The organism is Sphingobacteriales bacterium, from assembly GCA_016699615.1.
GTDB lineage: Bacteria > Bacteroidota > Bacteroidia > Chitinophagales > JADIYW01 > JADJSS01.
On the sequence record CP064984.1, the window covers coordinates 2,051,296 to 2,068,558 of the forward strand.

General features: G+C 29.5%; 14 protein-coding genes and 1 pseudogene. 8 read left to right on the top strand and 7 right to left on the bottom strand.

Going from position 1 to position 17,263, the window contains the following annotated elements; genetic code table 11:
- The first annotated feature begins 110 nt into the window (after window positions 1-110).
- The 3 genes and pseudogenes from dnaK to IPK18_09820 all read left to right on the top strand — a co-directional run bounded on the left by dnaK (window position 111) and on the right by IPK18_09820 (window position 3,933).
- Window positions 111-2,011: pseudogene (gene dnaK / locus IPK18_09810) on the top strand (molecular chaperone DnaK).
- Window positions 2,012-2,111: 100 nt separating this feature from the next.
- Window positions 2,112-2,657 carry an LPS export ABC transporter periplasmic protein LptC gene (gene lptC / locus IPK18_09815; protein QQR97173.1) on the top strand — a complete coding sequence of 182 codons (546 nt, stop codon included), beginning with the start codon at window positions 2,112-2,114 and terminating at the stop codon, window positions 2,655-2,657.
- 31 nt (window positions 2,658-2,688) lie between these two features.
- Complete coding sequence (locus tag IPK18_09820) at window positions 2,689-3,933, top strand: HlyC/CorC family transporter (protein QQR97174.1); 1,245 nt, start codon at window positions 2,689-2,691, stop codon at window positions 3,931-3,933.
- Between the two features lie 434 nt (window positions 3,934-4,367).
- On the opposite strand, the gene IPK18_09825 is transcribed toward IPK18_09820, so the two are convergent.
- Entirely contained in the window at window positions 4,368-4,661 is a 294-nt protein-coding gene (locus IPK18_09825; GenBank protein QQR97175.1) for a type II toxin-antitoxin system RelE/ParE family toxin, read from the bottom strand.
- Window positions 4,658-4,885 carry a hypothetical protein gene (locus tag IPK18_09830; GenBank protein QQR97176.1) on the bottom strand — a complete coding sequence of 76 codons (228 nt, stop codon included), beginning with the start codon at window positions 4,883-4,885 and terminating at the stop codon, window positions 4,658-4,660. Before IPK18_09830 ends, IPK18_09825 begins: the two co-directional genes overlap by 4 nt.
- Before the next feature lie 278 nt (window positions 4,886-5,163).
- Between IPK18_09830 and IPK18_09835 the strand changes: the two genes are divergently transcribed.
- The 5 genes from IPK18_09835 (at window position 5,164) to IPK18_09855 (ending at window position 8,946) form a co-directional block, all read left to right on the top strand.
- Window positions 5,164-5,532 (top strand): hypothetical protein, encoded by a 369-nt coding sequence (locus IPK18_09835; protein QQR97177.1) that lies wholly within the window; start codon window positions 5,164-5,166, stop codon window positions 5,530-5,532.
- Window positions 5,533-5,605: 73 nt separating this feature from the next.
- Complete coding sequence (locus IPK18_09840; GenBank protein ID QQR97178.1) at window positions 5,606-6,511, top strand: hypothetical protein; 906 nt, start codon at window positions 5,606-5,608, stop codon at window positions 6,509-6,511.
- The gene (locus tag IPK18_09845) at window positions 6,508-6,873 is read left to right on the top strand and encodes a hypothetical protein (protein ID QQR97179.1); all 366 of its coding nucleotides are present in this window, start codon (window positions 6,508-6,510) and stop codon (window positions 6,871-6,873) included. Before IPK18_09840 ends, IPK18_09845 begins: the two co-directional genes overlap by 4 nt.
- Before the next feature lie 177 nt (window positions 6,874-7,050).
- Complete coding sequence (locus tag IPK18_09850) at window positions 7,051-7,833, top strand: hypothetical protein (GenBank protein QQR97180.1); 783 nt, start codon at window positions 7,051-7,053, stop codon at window positions 7,831-7,833.
- A gap of 90 nt (window positions 7,834-7,923) precedes the next feature.
- Window positions 7,924-8,946 (top strand): cytochrome-c peroxidase, encoded by a 1,023-nt coding sequence (locus IPK18_09855; protein ID QQR97181.1) that lies wholly within the window; start codon window positions 7,924-7,926, stop codon window positions 8,944-8,946.
- A gap of 256 nt (window positions 8,947-9,202) precedes the next feature.
- Here IPK18_09855 and IPK18_09860 read toward each other — a convergent pair whose 3' ends face one another.
- The 5 genes from IPK18_09860 to porU form a co-directional block, all read right to left on the bottom strand.
- Window positions 9,203-10,039 (bottom strand): hypothetical protein, encoded by an 837-nt coding sequence (locus IPK18_09860; GenBank protein QQR97182.1) that lies wholly within the window; start codon window positions 10,037-10,039, stop codon window positions 9,203-9,205.
- A gap of 690 nt (window positions 10,040-10,729) precedes the next feature.
- Window positions 10,730-11,140: a hypothetical protein gene (locus IPK18_09865; protein QQR97183.1), complete on the bottom strand. Its 411-nt coding sequence runs from the start codon at window positions 11,138-11,140 to the stop codon at window positions 10,730-10,732.
- 11 nt (window positions 11,141-11,151) lie between these two features.
- Window positions 11,152-11,967, bottom strand: a complete 816-nt coding sequence (locus IPK18_09870) for a hypothetical protein (GenBank protein ID QQR97184.1) — start codon at window positions 11,965-11,967, stop codon at window positions 11,152-11,154.
- Between the two features lie 58 nt (window positions 11,968-12,025).
- The gene (gene porV, locus IPK18_09875; GenBank protein ID QQR97185.1) at window positions 12,026-13,258 is read right to left on the bottom strand and encodes a type IX secretion system outer membrane channel protein PorV; all 1,233 of its coding nucleotides are present in this window, start codon (window positions 13,256-13,258) and stop codon (window positions 12,026-12,028) included.
- Between the two features lie 60 nt (window positions 13,259-13,318).
- Window positions 13,319-17,086 (bottom strand): type IX secretion system sortase PorU, encoded by a 3,768-nt coding sequence (porU, locus tag IPK18_09880; GenBank protein QQR97186.1) that lies wholly within the window; start codon window positions 17,084-17,086, stop codon window positions 13,319-13,321.
- Window positions 17,087-17,263 lie beyond the last annotated feature (177 nt).

Here is a 17,263-nt window from a genome sequence, read left to right on the forward strand (position 1 = left end):
TTAACTATTTATATTTCATTATATTTTGTATATGTATTGACAAAATGTCATAAATATTCCATTGGCATAAGTATTGATTATATGATAGTAAAATAAAAAAAATTAATAATATGGGAAAAATAATAGGAATAGACTTAGGAACAACAAACTCATGCGTTGCAGTAATGGAAGGCAATGAGCCAGTAGTAATTACTACTGAAGAAGGAAGAAGAACACTACCATCGATTGTAGGATTTTTAGAAAATGGAGAAAGAAAAGTTGGCGACCCAGCTAAAAGACAAGCCATTACCAATCCAAAAAATACGGTAGCTTCTATTAAAAGATTTATGGGTAAAAAATTCTCTGAAATCACAAAAGAAAAAGATTATGTAGCGTACGATGTTGAGCGTGGTGATAATGATACAGTGCGTGTAAAAATTTATGACAGATTGTATTCACCTCAAGAAATTTCAGCTATCATTTTACAGAAATGTAAAAAAATGGCAGAAGACTATTTAGGTCAAACAGTAACAGAAGCTGTAATTACTGTGCCAGCATATTTTAATGATGCAGAAAGACAAGCAACCAAAGAAGCAGGATTAATCGCAGGATTAGATGTGAAAAGAATCATCAATGAGCCAACAGCAGCTGCATTAGCTTACGGATTAGACAAAGGCGGAAAAGACATGAAAATTGCAGTGTACGACTTAGGTGGAGGTACTTTTGACGTGTCTGTACTAGAATTAGGCGATGGTGTATTTGAAGTAAAATCTACCAATGGCGATGTACACTTAGGTGGCGATGATTTTGACCAAGAAATCATCAATTGGTTAGCAACAGAATTTCAAAATGAAGAAAGAGTTGATTTAAGAAAAGATCCAATGGCGTTACAACGTTTGAAAGAAGCAGCTGAAAAAGCAAAAATTGAATTATCATCAGCTTCAGAAACTGAAATCAATTTGCCATATATCACAGCAGCTGATGGTGTACCAAAACACTTAGTGAAAAAATTATCAAGAGCAAAATTCGATCAACTTACAGAGCAATTAGTAGAAAGAACATTAGAGCCATGTCGTAAAGCATTAAAAGATGCAGGACTTAGCAAACTCAAATTGATGAAGTAATTTTAGTTGGTGGTTCTACCAGAATGCCAAAAATACAAGAAGTAGTTGAAAAATTCTTTGGGAAAAAACCATCAAAAGGCGTAAATCCAGACGAAGTTGTAGCAGTAGGTGCAGCAATACAAGGTGGCGTATTGACAGGTGATGTAAAAGATGTATTATTATTAGATGTAACACCACTTTCTTTAGGTATCGAAACTTATGGTGGCGTATTTACAAAACTAATTGAAGCAAATACAACAATACCAACTAAGAAATCTGAAACATTCTCAACAGCATCAGACAATCAACCATCAGTAGAGTTGAATGTATTGCAAGGCGAAAGACCAATGGCTAAATACAACAAATCTATAGGTAGATTCCACTTAGATGGAATTCCACCAGCACCACGTGGTGTGCCACAAGTAGAAGTTACTTTTGATATTGATGCAAATGGAATCTTAAGCGTAACAGCAAAAGATAAAGGTACAGGAAAAGAACAAAATATTAGAATTACAGCATCATCAGGCTTGAGCAAAGAAGAAATTGAAAAAATGAAAGCTGAGGCAAAAGCTAATGAAGCAGCAGATAGAGAAGCACGTGAAAAAGTAGATAAATTGAACGAAGCTGATGGCTTAATTTTCCAAACTGAAAAACAACTAAAAGAGTTTGGCGAAAAATTACAAGCAGATAAAAAACAAACTATCGAAGATGCATTAGGAAAACTAAAAGCAGCACACCAAGCACAAGATGTTGCAACAATAGATGGCGCTTTAGCAGAACTAAATAATGCATGGAGTGCAGCATCACAAGACTTGTACAATGCAACTCAACAAGCAGGTGGACCAGAACAAGGACAAGAGCAACAAAACAACCAAAGTGGAAGCGCAGGAGACAATGTAACTGATGCTGAATACGAAGAAGTAAAATAATAAAGTTTTTACTTGTGAATTATTTTTTAGGTGGATAGCAATATCCACCTTTTTTTATTTATTATGTTAGATAATTAGTCATATTATTATCTTTGTATCATTGAAATATATACTATACATACTTTGCTTTAGCTTTCTTATCGCTTGTCAGGAAAATGATATGGCAAAAATTAATGCCTTGATTAACGAACAAGAAGTAGGTATAGAAAAGGCAGACAGCATTATATTAAGCTACAAAGAAAACGAAGCACTGAAAGTAGAAGTATTTGGAAAGACAATTCATAGGTATATAAAAAATCAAAATAAATTGGAATTTCCTGAAGGTATAGAAGTAAAGTTTTATGAGCAAGGAGTACTTAGTGCAATATTAACTTCAGACTCAGCAGTATTTGATGATAGCAAAGGAATTATTATTGTAAGTGGCAATGTAGATATGTACAACAACAGACATGAGAATTTGATAACTGATGAGATGGAATGGAACATTAATGCGAAAACAATATATGCTAAAAATAAAATTATAATAAAAACAGTGCATGATGTTATTTATGGCATAGGCATGACAGCCAAGGAAGATTTTAGCCAATATAGTATAAAAAAAGTTACAGGCGTTGTAGCCTACAATAAAGATGATAATTTCAGATAAAAAATTTCCTATATTTGTATAATTATACACAATGGAAGTAGTCTATTTAATTATATTGCTAATGTTTTCTGCATTCTTTTCTGGAATGGAGATTGCGTTTCTTTCTGCCAACAAATTAAAAATAGAACTAAGTTATCAGCGTGGTACATTTAGCGGAAAAATCATCAATGATTTTGTCAAAAATCCATCGAAGTTTATTATTACAGTACTATTGGGCAACAATGTTGTCTTAATTGCGTTTGGTATTTTATTTGCCAATATGTTAGAGCCAGTGTTGGCAAATTACATAAGCGCACCATTCGTTGTATTACTTATACAAACAATTGTTTCTACCACTTTAGTATTGTTAATAGGAGAGTACTTACCCAAGGTAATGTTCAAAGTATTTGCTGATGATTTATTACCAATATTAGCATTTCCATTTAAGTTGATTTATTGGGTTTTATTGCCTGGTGTGTTTTTAATTAATTTAATATCTAAGTTTATATTAAAAATATTTGGTGTAGCAGTAACAGAAAAAAGTATAGAATTTACAAATATAGATTTAGAGAAGTTTATCAAAGAACATACATTATCCAACCATGAAGATGAAGAAGTAGATAAAGTTTTTTTCGAAAATGCACTAGACCTAAAAAATCTAAAAGTGAGAGATTGCATGGTGCCACGTAGAGAAATTACTGCCATAGATGTACACGATACCATTGATGATTTAAAGAAACTCATTATTAGCACCAACCATTCACGCATATTAGTGTATGATGATAATATAGATAAAATTGTGGGTTATGTGCATCATTTTGATTTGCACAAAAGATCAAATGATATTCGTTCTATACTGATGCCAATAAAAGTAGTAACGATGACAATGCACATCCAAAAGCTACTGAACGATATGATAAAAGAACAAAAAAGTATAGCTTGGGTAGTAGATGAATATGGTGGCACAGCTGGCGTTATTACCTTAGAAGATATATTAGAAGAAATATTTGGAGAAATTGACGACGAACACGACAAAGCAGAATTTGTAGAAAATCAATTATCAAAAAATGAATATATACTTTCTGGAAGATTAGAAATTAGTCATATCAACAAAGAATTTAATTTAGATATACCAGAAGGCGAATATGATACATTGTCTGGTTTTATTATTGCACACCACGAAACTATTCCTGAAAAAAATGAAATTATCGAAATAGATAAATTCAAATTTAAGATAATGGATGTATCTGAAACTAAAATTGAAACAACCAAATTAGAAGTTTTACCGAAAGAATAGGCTATCTTTTTAATGCTATTTTTCTACTACAAAAATACTATTATGATTGCTACATCTTATTTTTGAACTAGTAATAAAACCTGTTTGTCATAATTTTAATAAATAACCTTAAAGACAAGTCCAAACATGTATACAATAGTTATTATTGTAATTTTTTTATTATTTTTCTTCTTTCATTTAATACATCTAACCTATTTTCGAATTCTATATCAATAATATTGAATTTACTTTTAATATATAAGCTAGTTATTATTATATATAAAATTAAACTTATTACTATTATCATTTACGAGTATATTAAATATAATTAATAATAATATTTTTCTATTGTTGTGGCTTTTCATCTACCTAAATTAATATTTATTTTTAGTATTTGAGTAAATTTATTATGTAAAAAAAACTTCCGTTTGGAAGTCTATTTGTATCATTATCAGTTAATATTTTGAAGGTTTTTTCTTGGTGTGTCGTACTCGTACTATGTCTATCTGTTTTTCTCTTATTTTGTATGATATTCTTATTTTCTTATGTTCAAATGCACGATAATTCCCATTGTTATTCTTTTTGTATTCGTCTAATTTATATCGTTCTGCTTGTTCTTTAAGTGCTGTTACTTTTTCTACTATTTTATTGATTATTGTTTCTGCATTTTGTGGTGAGTCTTCTTCTATATATTCATATATTTTTTGCAATCCGTCTTTTGCTCTCTTTGCCCAAATTATTTTTATCATACTGCATTCTTTTTCCAGTTTTTTATTTCTGATAATATTTGCTCATGTGTATAATAATTTCCCGCATCTATTTCTTTTTCTGCATCTTCTATTTCTTTATTGTATTGTTCAATATTTATTATTTCTTCTTCAAACAAAGTATAAATAGCTTCTACTTTTTTATCTTCTATTGCTTCTATGTAATGATGTAGTTTTTCTCTAATAGCATCTATTGTTGCACTCATCTTGTTGTATTTATATCTAAAGTTAATCTTTTTATCGTTTTATGGTTGTTAATTTTTATTGTCAAATTCTGAATATTTATCAACTCGCTCTCATCTTTCATTTACATAAATTAATATTCATTTTCTATATCTGAATATTGAAGTTTTTATTTAATAAATAATGGATGTATCTGAAACCAAAATTGAAACAACCAAATTAGAAGTTTTATAGAAAGAATAATCTAATTTTTATGATGTAAATCATACTATGTGAAATTGCAAATGCTTAAATTTGGATATTGAAAAAAATAAGTATCATATTATTGATATTACTTGTGTTGACAGCAAGTTTTCAGCAAATTATTCTATTGTCTGTCTATCAACTCAATAAAGATTTCTTTACTAAAAACTTTTGCGAAAATATAAATGCACCAGAAAAAAAATGCAACGGACAGTGCTACATCAACAAGACAATTGCAAAACAAGAAGAACAAAATAACAAAGACTTAAATTTTAAATGGAAAGAAGTAGAAGTGTTTTTTAATACATCAGAAATAACAGTTGTAAAAAAAATAATTGCAAATAATACAACACAGTTATACTTTAATTATACCACAGAAACCATTGTTGGTATGTCTGCAAAAATATTACATCCACCACAAGCCTAAGTTTTACTAATAAATTTGAACTACATAATTTTTTATTATGTAATGTAATATTTTATCCATCAACAAAAATAAAATGAAGTATTTATTTATCGTACTGTTGTCTGCTGTACAGTACACTTATGCCTGCGATTTCTGTGGCAGTTCTTCCAATTTATCTAATGTAGATGTTGTCGGAACAGAAATGCAATCTTTTATTTCAGCTTCTATGATGTATAAGAAATTTGAATTTAAAGATGTAGAAAGTAGTGTGCAAAATAGTCATATGATGACCAATTTATTACAAGGTAGTTATGCACCAAAATCGTGGGTAGATATGCGCATCAATCTTCCATTAATTTGGTTAAAGAATAATTATTTTGAAAACAACACATCATTTTCAGAAAAGAAAATAGCACTTGGCGATATTCAGCTACTAAGTAATATTACAGTTTGGCAAAAGCAAAAAACAAATGCAAAAAAGATATACCAAAAACTAAATCTTGGATTAGGTATAGAATTGCCAACTGGAAAAAAACTAAACTCAAATTATGATATATTGCAAAATATAAATTTTGGCTCGCAGAGTGTAGATTTTCTGTTCAATGCATTGTATCTTATTAGTATAAAAAATTGGAATATAGTACAGCAAGCACAAACGAAAATAAACACCTACAACCAAGATAAGTTTAAGTATGGAAATAATTATGCTTATCAATTTTTAGTAAATTATATCTTCTATATCAAAAAGAGTAATATAACACCAGCTATGAGTACAAGAGTAGATATTGCATCTAAAAATTTAAACAACAATATCATTCAAAGTAAATCTGGTTTGTGGCTATGGAGCATGCAAGTAGGTGTAGAATGGAAGAAAAATAACTACCATTTGGGTTGTATGATACAACAACCAATTATGCAAAATACTTCAAATAAACTAATGCAACAAAAAACTTTAACCAATATCTATTTTAAATACTTAATTAAAAGAAATAAAAAATGAAAAGAATAATTTTAAGCATAATGATATTATCAATTATCGCATCGTGCAAAAAAGAAAGTGACACAGTAAACCCAATTGTAACAATTACTGCACCTACATCAGGTAGTATGTTTGGTATTGGCGATTCAATACTAATAACATTTACTGCAACAGATGCAGATATGCATGGCTACGATTTGCAAGTTATAAATACAGTAGACAGCACAGTTATTTTTGAAGCTGAAGCACACACACATGGAAATGTGTCATATAGTCAGAAATTCAAATCGCCAGATGTAGCAACAAATATGGAGCTGATAGTTACTGGCGAAGATCACAATGGAAATTCTGCTACACAAACTGTAATTTTTCATACGATGTAGATAATTGTCAAAGTCAAAATAAATATAGATATGCAGTTTTCAAGCGTATATTTATATTGTCGAATTAATTTATGATAAAAAATAGTATATATATTAGGTTGTATGTGGAGTTGTTAATTCTACGACTGATGGTATAGTACTATTTTTAATTTCTCAAAACTTATTAAATACAAAAAAATGAAAAAAATATATTTAGCAATTATAACATTAGCAATAACTACTATTATTTCATCTTGCAAAAAAAATGATACAACTACAGAAGGTACAGGTACCGTAAGCATGGTATTTGATAATCGTGCTGGTTTGGTAGATTTTAGATTAAATACTTCTTGGTACAAAAATGCAAACAATGATTCTATGAATTTCTCTTTATTCAAATATTATCTAAGCAATTTTGTTTTTACGAAAGAAGATGGTAGTACCTATATTGTACCAAAAGATTCATGCTATTTTCTTATTGATGAAGCCAGTGAAACCTCGCAAACTGTAGAGTTTTCTAATATTCCTGCTGGAAAATATACCGCTGTAACTTTTATGATTGGTGTTGATTCATTAAAATCTACTGCACCACAATCAGAAAGAACAGGCGTATTAGATGTTACAACAAACGCAGATATGTATTGGACATGGAACTCTGGGTACATATTTCTAAAGTTAGAAGGCAAATACTCAAAAGCTACAGATTCAAATTTTATATACCACATCGGAGGTTTTGGTGGCTACAGTTCTGCAACAATTAATAACTTAAAAACTGTAACCTTGCCATTCCAAAATACAATTAGCTTTGGTGCAAGCAATAGAATGAATATTCATACATATGTAGATGTACTAAAAATTGTGAACGGCTCTACAAATATTAGTGTACCAACAATGCCAGTAGTAATGGGTGGTGCAAATGCGCCAATTATTGCAGAAAATTATAAAAATATGTTCACTATTGACCATATTGAAGCAGAATAAAAATAATAGATGCATACACTTGGCGAATGCTAAATTAATTGCATTATCACTAAGTGTATGCCTTATTTAATATTACCAAAATAAGAATGTATGAAAAAGATTTATTATAGCTTTTTGATATTATTACTAATACAATGTACAAATAAAGAAGCTAACATTACTATAGTTGATGAAGGATTTGTTGCTCCATCAAATTTTCCATCAGTATTATATAATTTTAATGAAAATCCTTATTCTAATGAGAAAAGAGAATTAGGAAGAAAGTTGTTTTATGATACTCGTTTATCGAGAGACAATACTATATCTTGTGGTAGCTGTCACCAGCAAGCTGCATTTTTTGCACATGCAGGTCATCGTATTAGCCATGGAATTGAAAATAAATTAGGAACAAGAAATTCTCCAGCTTTATTTAATATGGCATGGCAATCTTCATTTTTCTGGGATGGAGGCGTAGGAGATTTAGACTTTTTCCACGTTAATCCAATTCAGAATCCAGTGGAAATGGATGAAACTATTCCTAATATTATAGAAAAACTAAAAACAGATAACAACTATTTATCTTTATTTAAAAATGTATTTGGTACATCAGAAATTACTCCAGTTCGTTTCAATCAAGCACTATCAATTTTTTTAGTTTCTATCGTTTCCAATCAATCAAAATACGATGATTATCTTGCAGGAAAAGTTGCATTAACTGCTGATGAAGCTGAAGGTCTACAGTTGTTTAACCAAAAATGTGCTGACTGTCATTCAGGAATTTTATTTACTGACTTTAGCTTTAGGAATAATGGTTTAGAAACAACTCCAGATCTAGGTAGATATAGAGTTTCAGTAATTGATACAGATAGTTTTAAATTTAAAGTACCTAGCTTACGCAATATCGAAAAAACTTCGCCTTACATGCATGATGGTAGATTTACAACACTAGATGAGGTTCTAAATCATTATTCTGCTGGTGTTGTAAATACAACAACAACATTAGATGCAATTTTACAAAGCAACACAACGCTTGGAATTCCATTAACAGATGCAGAAAAGAATAAAATCATTTCATTCTTAAAAACATTAACAGATACAAAACTACTTAACGATACAAGATTTTCAGAAATTTAGGTAGTATTTCACAAACGGTGTAAGTTGAAAATTCATTCATCTAAATTAATATTTATTTTTTGTATTTTTTAATATAAAAAACCGAACACTTTATAATATAAAAGTTGTAAAGGCTGCTGGGCATGCATTTGTTTGTTTTTTTGCAAGTGACGCTACGCTATAATATCTGTCAAGGTGCGAAGTGATACTTGAACAAGCTGGAGAAACTAGATAAAAAATAAAAATATGAAGCTGCTTTTAAATAATTTATTTATGATTATTTACAACCATAAATAAATTCAATAGCATCTGTTATATCTTCATTTTTATAATATTTTTTAAGTTTTCCATTTGAATAAAAAGTATACTCATACGTATATTCTTTTACACCATCATTATAAGGATCTGGGTCTGTTCTTGTTCTTATTTTAGAAATTAATTTACTATAATCTAATTGTTCTCCAAAAAATAATAATCTACAAACATCTATTAAATTACTTATAGATGCATCTGATTTTATTGGATTATTGATATTAGTATAAAATGTTGTGTCATAGTCTGTATACCATGACTCATAAACACCATCTTCTAAATATTGTGCTACTTCTTTTGTAGTATAATGATCTCCTGCTGAATTATAGGTATAATCAAATTTTGAAATATAGTATTGATTAATTGGTAAAATATAAATGTTTTGCGTAGAATCTCTTTCAGAAATCAATTTCCCTTCGTTGTTATATGTATATGTATATTTAGATTCAAATTTTTTAATACCATCAGTTATGTCATACCTAAATGACTGTATAATTTGATTGGAAGAATTATAAATAAATGTATCTATATATTCGTCGAAATCATCATAAATAGAAATTATATTATTGTTTGCATCATAGTTAATTTTTATTTCTAAAGAATCACTGCCTTCAAAATAAACTAATTTACTCACTTTGTCTCCATTGTATCTAATATCAAACTCAACTTCATTTTCTATAATTATTTTTGATACATATTCATCTACGCAATTGTTGTTCTCACTACTGTCTTCATCTTTTCCGCACGAGATAATGAAGATAGATAAAATAAATAATGCTAAATTTTTAATTGTTTTTTTCATAATTGTAATATTTAAATTTATATTGATATAATAGATTTTACTATAAAATAATAAAATAATTTAGTGTGTCAAAATTTTTGACTAAGTTTTTTTAAATACATATTTTATACTTATTTATTTGTTATAAAACGCCATCTACTTTTATTTAACTCATACCAGTCTCTGCCTTTGTTGTTTTTTACCAACAAACTACAATCTATATTTTATTGCAATTCAGTCATCGCCATTTTCAAAATAAAATCTTTCTCATATCAAATATACATTTGTATTATCTTAAATGCAAATATTATTGCTCTTAAGCAGGGCGTGGCTTTTTTATTAGTTGTTTTTAATATTTATTTTTTGTATGAAAAACTAACGTTTTATAGCATAAAAGCTGTAGAGGTTGCTGAGAGATTTCAAAGTAGATTACTTAACTTATTGATTTTTATTTATGTACGGATAACCGAACACTTTATAACATAAAAGCTGTAGAGGTTGCTGATTAATGCTTACTTACTTAAAACTGACCTACAGCAAAAATTAGCTGTGTAAAAACCCCTAAAACAAGCCTAAGCCAACTAAATTTATTGGCAGGTAAGGATACCAGCCAATAGATGAAAGCCAACTAAATTTATTGGCAGGTATGGATACCAGCCAATAAGCGAAACCTTTTATAGTAGACACTTCTTAGACATTGTTAGGTAAAAGTTACTTGTTTTTGTTACACTTCTTATTTAGATTGTTTTTAAATAAAATACTGAAATAAGCATAATTTTTTAATTTGTCTTTAAATTTCATATACATAAATGGTAGTGAAAATTTATTTTCAATCGCATTGCATATTTGATATATACTCATACAACTTTCAGTTAAATTCTTGCTATTCACTATATGTACACTCTGAATTTCACCAGTAGAATCAATCTTTATGTTAAACCCAATATCTATAAAATCTGTACTATCAATATAATATTTTGCTGTCACTATACTATCTAATACTTTAATAAACTCATCTGTTGATTTCAATACTCTACAATTAGAATAGTTTATACTTTGTTTAGCATCAGATGTAAGATTTAAAGCAAATACAATACATAATGTTAAAATTTTAATTTTCATATTATTAAAATTTATTCAGAATAATAATCACCATTATCAAGCCTCGGACCTTGAAGATTTTCATCATTAGCTATAGATTCTATTACAACTTTTTTTATGGCTCTTGCTACTGTACCAGAATTATCCTGTGTATAACTAGGTAATTCTTTTGTACCTGTTTTTTCTTCTATTTTTCTATAATAATCAATCCTTGTATTAACTGCTTCTGTAAAATCTTTATCAAATTTTTCTGTTAATACATTTTTGTCAAACCCATCTGGATATGTAGTTACAATTTCATTGACATCCCAACTGTAAAGAGTAGTTGGAATATTACCTATTGAATATACAATATTTGAACTCATTAAATCTCCTTCTGTTTCTCTTACTGATAAATCTTCTGGTGTGTAAACACCTAAATCACTTTGGTATGCGTGAAACATCTCCTGTGCAAGTGTTTCTATATCATCTATTGAAAAAATCTCTTTTGTTTCGTCATTGTAAGAACCGGAGCCACCATGTCCAGCACCAGCTTTAACTGTGTAAACAGTATTTGATTGAACTAATCTGTTATAAATTATTTTAAATAACTTACTTGCTGAAAGCAGTTGAATTGCTGCATCATAATTTTCTTTATCTGCCTTAGATAAACTATTCAAGTCGATTACTCTTCCATCTGGGTCTACAAATAGAATCGGATTGTTAGCAACAAAATTATATGGAGTTAAATTGGGATACTTTGTTTGCAATGGGTCTGTACTCAACCATTTACCTAATCTTGAATCATAAATCCTTGCACCAAAATCTAAGCTGTTTCCACTACCTTTCACTTCGTTATCCTTTTCCATACCGTTAAAGCCGAAACGGTACTTACTCAAAGAACTATTTTACCTTAATGGTATTGTATTACTTGCCTTTCAACTTCTTTTTAGTTGTTTTGTCAGTTTCATCTATCTCTGGATTTTTATCACGTATTATATCTTCTTTATAGAAGTCTGCTTGTTTAGCAAAATCAAACTTCAATGTAAATCTAAAAGTATTGTCTAATGGATTTCTTTGGCTATTTGTTGGTATTAAGTAAGAAAAGTCTAAGCCAAATACGCTATACTTTATACCTACACCTACTGCAAGAAATCTTCTGTTTCCTTTTTCTTTTCCTTCTAAGAAATATCCAAATCTTGCTGCTACCATCTGGTCGTACCAATATTCTGTACCAATGCCCATAGTCCATTCTTTTAGTTCTTCTTTAAACGGTGCATCAAAGAATGATGAGAACATACCTTTTAATGATGATTGCTCTCTGAAATCAGAAACACCATTGCTATCTGCATCACCAGCTTTTGGCGTTGGTACCATTAGTTTATTAAAGTCAGTATAAATACCTACTTCGTGTTGCTTGTGTGGTCTTATTCTAAAGCCAAAACCTAAGCCTAAGTTTGTTGGAATAAAATCTTTAGTTGGTGCATTGTCTGAGTAAGAAATTTTAGTACCCATATTAGAAATATTAAAACCAGCCATAATATTAGACTTCATTTTGTTTTTACCAACTTCCAAGTTTTTATTAAAAGTACCAGATAAATCTGCGCCAAATGCATGTCCAGGTTTTACTGGGTCGCTAAATGTTGCACCTCTACCTAAATTAGAATAAATATATCTGAAATTAACACCTAGTGAAAATAAGTTGCCCAATCTTCTTACATATCCAGCATCTAAAGTTAGTTCTCTTGGAGAGCCTCTTCCTATGTCTTCGCCAATATCGTTAGTATATTGTATATCACCAAGACTAAAGAATTTGAATGATAGGTTTACAGCATCATGTTGTGTGAATTTGTAGTATGCAGCCATATGTGCTAAGTATATATCTGTGATACCAAGGCTACGTAACCAAGGTGCATATGACATAGATAAACCTACTTTTTTTGTTGAGAATGCTAATTTTGATGGGTTGTAGAATGTTGCGTTTGGATCTACTGGTGTTGCTATACCAACATCACCCATTGAACTGCCTCTAGCATCTGGAATAATTCTTAAAAATGGTACTGCGCTATTTACTACTACAGTTGTTTGTGCGTTAGTTAAACTGTTTGTTGCTGACAGTAATACAAGGAATAAAATGGATAATCTAAAATTTTTAAACATTGACATAGTGTAAATATATAGTTTATAAAACGTAAATTAAGTAAAAATATTTAATTTTTTTTATTTCAATATCACTAATTTCTGGTATTGGCTAGTTTTTCCACCAAAATTATCCTTTAAAGACACTTTATACACATAAACGCCACGTCCAATTGGATCACCAAACTCATCTTTGCCATCCCAAACTATGTCCGACACTCTGTAGCCAACTGAATTTATAGTCTGAAAAATTGTCTTTACAATTTTACCAGTTACAGAAAATATTTCAATTTTTAAATCTAATTCTTGGTTTGGTTTGTTGTGCTCAAACATAAACGTAGTTTTTGTAGTAAATGGATTTGGATAGTTAAGTACATGTGTCAATGCCAAAGTTGCATTTTGTTCTACTACAAATTCTGTGTATGTTTTTCCATTATTATTAAATATATCCCAAGCTTCAATATTTAGTGTATGTCTTCCTTTACTTACTTTATCTAAAGGAAAAGAGACTTTACCTTTTCTTATATTGTTTAATTCTGGTTCGTAGTAATCATTTAATGTATAGATGTTTTTTGTATTGTTGTCTAATATTGCAGTAATATCATGTCCTATGCCATTTCCAGTTGTATTGATGCCATTTTCATCAAATAAAGTAAGTAGTAGTGTCGGATTTTCATCAGTGATGCCACCAAATGCAAAATTCTCATCATTTAAAAAAGCTTCTATGTCTGGTCCTTTATTATCTTGTATAGATGTGGTATCTATGCCACCAATTATAATATTATTGTCTACACCAATAGCATCTGTTGTATTGCTGTTTGCATAGGATGATATTTTTCCGTTTCCAAAATTATATTCAATATCTTTTGGTACAGTAAAATTAACTTGAAAAATACCATTTGTTACATTAGTCTTTGCTCTAACAATTTTATTTTTTTGCAGCTGAAATGGATATGCTGAGCTTTGTGGGTCATTTGCCAAAGTGTTCATGGTTTTAGATTTATCGTATATCGTAATTGTTGCAACGCCATTAAAATCTGACATTATATTGTTACTCATGTCTTTGACTGCACCAGTAATTGTAATGTTTTTTAGTGCTTTTAATGTATCAGTATTAAGACCATTGATAGATGTGATTTCTATATTATTTTTAGGAAATGCCAAACGCATAGCTGGGTCGCCAAATAATGAAAATTTTCTATTACCATCACCAGTAAATGTAACTCTTTTGGCTAATCTTAAGATATCTCCAATTTTTATATCAGTTTGCAAAGCTGCTTGTGTTATTTGTTGCATGAAATTTCTATTCATATCAAAATTTTCACTTGCAAACACTAATCTTGTAGTAGAAACCAATGCAGCTGAACCACTATTTTCTTTTAATATTATTAGTTCACCTGCAGAATGTTCATTAGGCTCATCGTATCTTGTAAATTCGCATGTGGCAGTAATAAATAAAGGTAGTTTGTTGCTGTTATTCCACTTTTCAATATCAGAAATTCTAAGTAATGCTTCTTGTGCCCATCCACTACCACCACCATGTCCAATATAATTTATTAATAGCGTACCACTAGATACTTTGCTATTCAGTGCAAGATTTGCGCCAGGATAAGTTGCACCACTGATGCTATTTTGTTGTGTAAATGCATCTAAATAAATTTTATCAATATTGTACTTTGGTATTTGATTTTTTGTGTATTCTGCAATATTATCAGCTTGTGTTAGGTGTAAATTTCCATCTTCATCATCTGCTATAAATGTAAGTTGTGTACGCCAATCTCCATAATCAGAAACTTCATAGTAGTTTTTTATTTTATCTGTGATTGCTTTTGCACTACTAGTACTGATTGCTGGTATTCTACCTACGCCAATATCTATTAAATCTAATGAAGTATTTTCAATGTTATTTCCTTCAGCATCATCTAAAATTCCAAAATAATCATCGCTTGTAAATGTTTGCAATGCTTTGAAAGAATTTTTACTTTGATAAGTTGGAAGGTTAAAATCGCCTAATTCTCTGTTGTTGTATGAGCCATCACCAAATAATAATAAGTATTTAGGTAAATCTTGACTTTGTGTTGCTCTATCGTAAAACATTTTTACAAAATTTCTAATTGCAGTAATGTCATTTGTGCCAGATGAAAATTCGTTATAGACTTGCTCAATATCAACAACCACAACACGCATATTTTCTTTACTTCTGTGTAGTTGTGCAATTTCTTCTGCATAAGATAGAAATTTTTGTCTTGTTATGATAACATAATCTTGAGCACTCAAAGCGTGTAAGTTTTGGTTGCCTACGCTACCTAAAGCAATTGGTGTATTGCTTGTATTTTCAAATACTGCAAATTCTTTTAAGCTATCTGTATTTGCTGTAAATACAGCTTGACTGCCTATTGTGGTGTAATTTATTTTTACAACATCGAATGGATTAGTAATATCCCAAATTTCTACATTACTATTAATGTTTGATATTGTGAACTTAGTGATTTTTGATGAACCAACACTTTGAATGTCTCTGAAATATAATGGTGTGCCATTATAGACTAAATTGCACCGTGCTTGTAAGTTTATATAATCTAAAAAGGCTTTGCCAGAAAAATCATTGGTTTGATAAATATAATTTAGTGTGTAGTTGCTACTTGGATTTGCAAATGAAAATGTTGCATCTTGAGGCATTCCATAGCTAAAAATTCCTTGTGTTTCTTGTTGTAATGGACTTAAATTTATATTTCTAATATTACTACCTTCTGATATTTGCATAATACTACTAGTGCCAGAAACTGCCACAACATTAGTCCAAATTTTTATTGCTTGTGATGGTATAATATTTGGGAAATTAAAAGTATAGTTTTTAGTTGTTTGGTTTGTAAATCTATCGCCAACAAAAACTCTACCAGAATGTGCTATATTTTCTGTTTCAACTTCAACAAATGCAAGTGCATCATAAGCATTAGAAGTATAATTTTCAGTTAATGCATTTCCATTAATTGAGTTTATTCTTTTTCCACTACCTAAATCTGTAGTTAAAAATAAATTCTGTGTAGCTGAATAAAGGTGTTTTGTTAATTTGAATTGTTGTTTCTGTATATCATATTTCCAAACATCTGGACCAGGCGTATACACCAAAATATAATCACCATCTTGGAACGTAGAACTATTGGCACTTACTACTTTTATAGCATATTCTTGAATGTCATCTGTTCTAGTTGCGCCAGCAAGTTCTGGAAGCATTCCACCATCTTGCCCAAAAATTCTTATATTATTTGGATTTAAGCTAGAAAGATTAACACCTAATTGTTTTAAAAAGCTATAGTCTAATTTGTGTATTCCTGCTTTTTCAACACCAAATTTATACCATTTACCATTTGCTAGCATTGAATTAGATGTATATGATTGTTGGCTTTCGCCTATTCTTAGTCCATCTGAATTCTCAAAAATATTTACTGTAAATGATTTTAAAATTTCTAATTTCCCAAAGTTTATTTTGTATGGATTGATGATTAGATTGCCTTTGTTGCCACTTTTCTCATTAGTTACAAACTTTGATATTACTAAAGTAGCAGGTAAATTTGAAATAGAACTAATATTAATATCAGAAGATTCATAAATTAAGTTATCAATCTGATACTCAAAATTATTGCTACTAATCTTGAAATTGTGAATATAGTATGGTAATATTTGTTGTAGATTTTCTTTATAAGCATTATTAAAACTAACATTATTGCCTATTATATTAGCATCTATTGTAATGTCATCTTTTGATATAGCAACTGAATTGTGTAAAAACAGGACTACAAATAGATAAATATTTGTTAAAAATAGATTTGTGTTTTTCGTTTGGTGCATTAGAATAGCTTATATATGATGTAAAAAACAAATAAAAAGTCCAATATACAAGGCGTTTTCATGATAAAAAACGTTGCACTAACAAATATACACTAAAAAACTATTTATTTCGTTTATTAAAAAAAATAAAACTAATTTGTAATATTAGAAGTAATTTATTATTTTTGTATCTTTACG

Coding starts and splice junctions, on each gene's coding strand:
- IPK18_09820 (QQR97174.1), top strand. CDS start 2,689: ATGGAAGTAGTCTATTTAATTATATTGCTAATGTTTTCTGCATTCTTT.
- IPK18_09825 (QQR97175.1), bottom strand. CDS start 4,661: ATGATAAAAATAATTTGGGCAAAGAGAGCAAAAGACGGATTGCAAAAA.
- IPK18_09830 (QQR97176.1), bottom strand. CDS start 4,885: ATGAGTGCAACAATAGATGCTATTAGAGAAAAACTACATCATTACATA.
- IPK18_09840 (QQR97178.1), top strand. CDS start 5,606: ATGAAGTATTTATTTATCGTACTGTTGTCTGCTGTACAGTACACTTAT.
- IPK18_09845 (QQR97179.1), top strand. CDS start 6,508: ATGAAAAGAATAATTTTAAGCATAATGATATTATCAATTATCGCATCG.
- IPK18_09850 (QQR97180.1), top strand. CDS start 7,051: ATGAAAAAAATATATTTAGCAATTATAACATTAGCAATAACTACTATT.
- IPK18_09855 (QQR97181.1), top strand. CDS start 7,924: ATGAAAAAGATTTATTATAGCTTTTTGATATTATTACTAATACAATGT.
- IPK18_09860 (QQR97182.1), bottom strand. CDS start 10,039: ATGAAAAAAACAATTAAAAATTTAGCATTATTTATTTTATCTATCTTC.
- IPK18_09865 (QQR97183.1), bottom strand. CDS start 11,140: ATGAAAATTAAAATTTTAACATTATGTATTGTATTTGCTTTAAATCTT.
- IPK18_09870 (QQR97184.1), bottom strand. CDS start 11,967: ATGGAAAAGGATAACGAAGTGAAAGGTAGTGGAAACAGCTTAGATTTT.
- porV (QQR97185.1), bottom strand. CDS start 13,258: ATGTTTAAAAATTTTAGATTATCCATTTTATTCCTTGTATTACTGTCA.
- porU (QQR97186.1), bottom strand. CDS start 17,086: ATGCACCAAACGAAAAACACAAATCTATTTTTAACAAATATTTATCTA.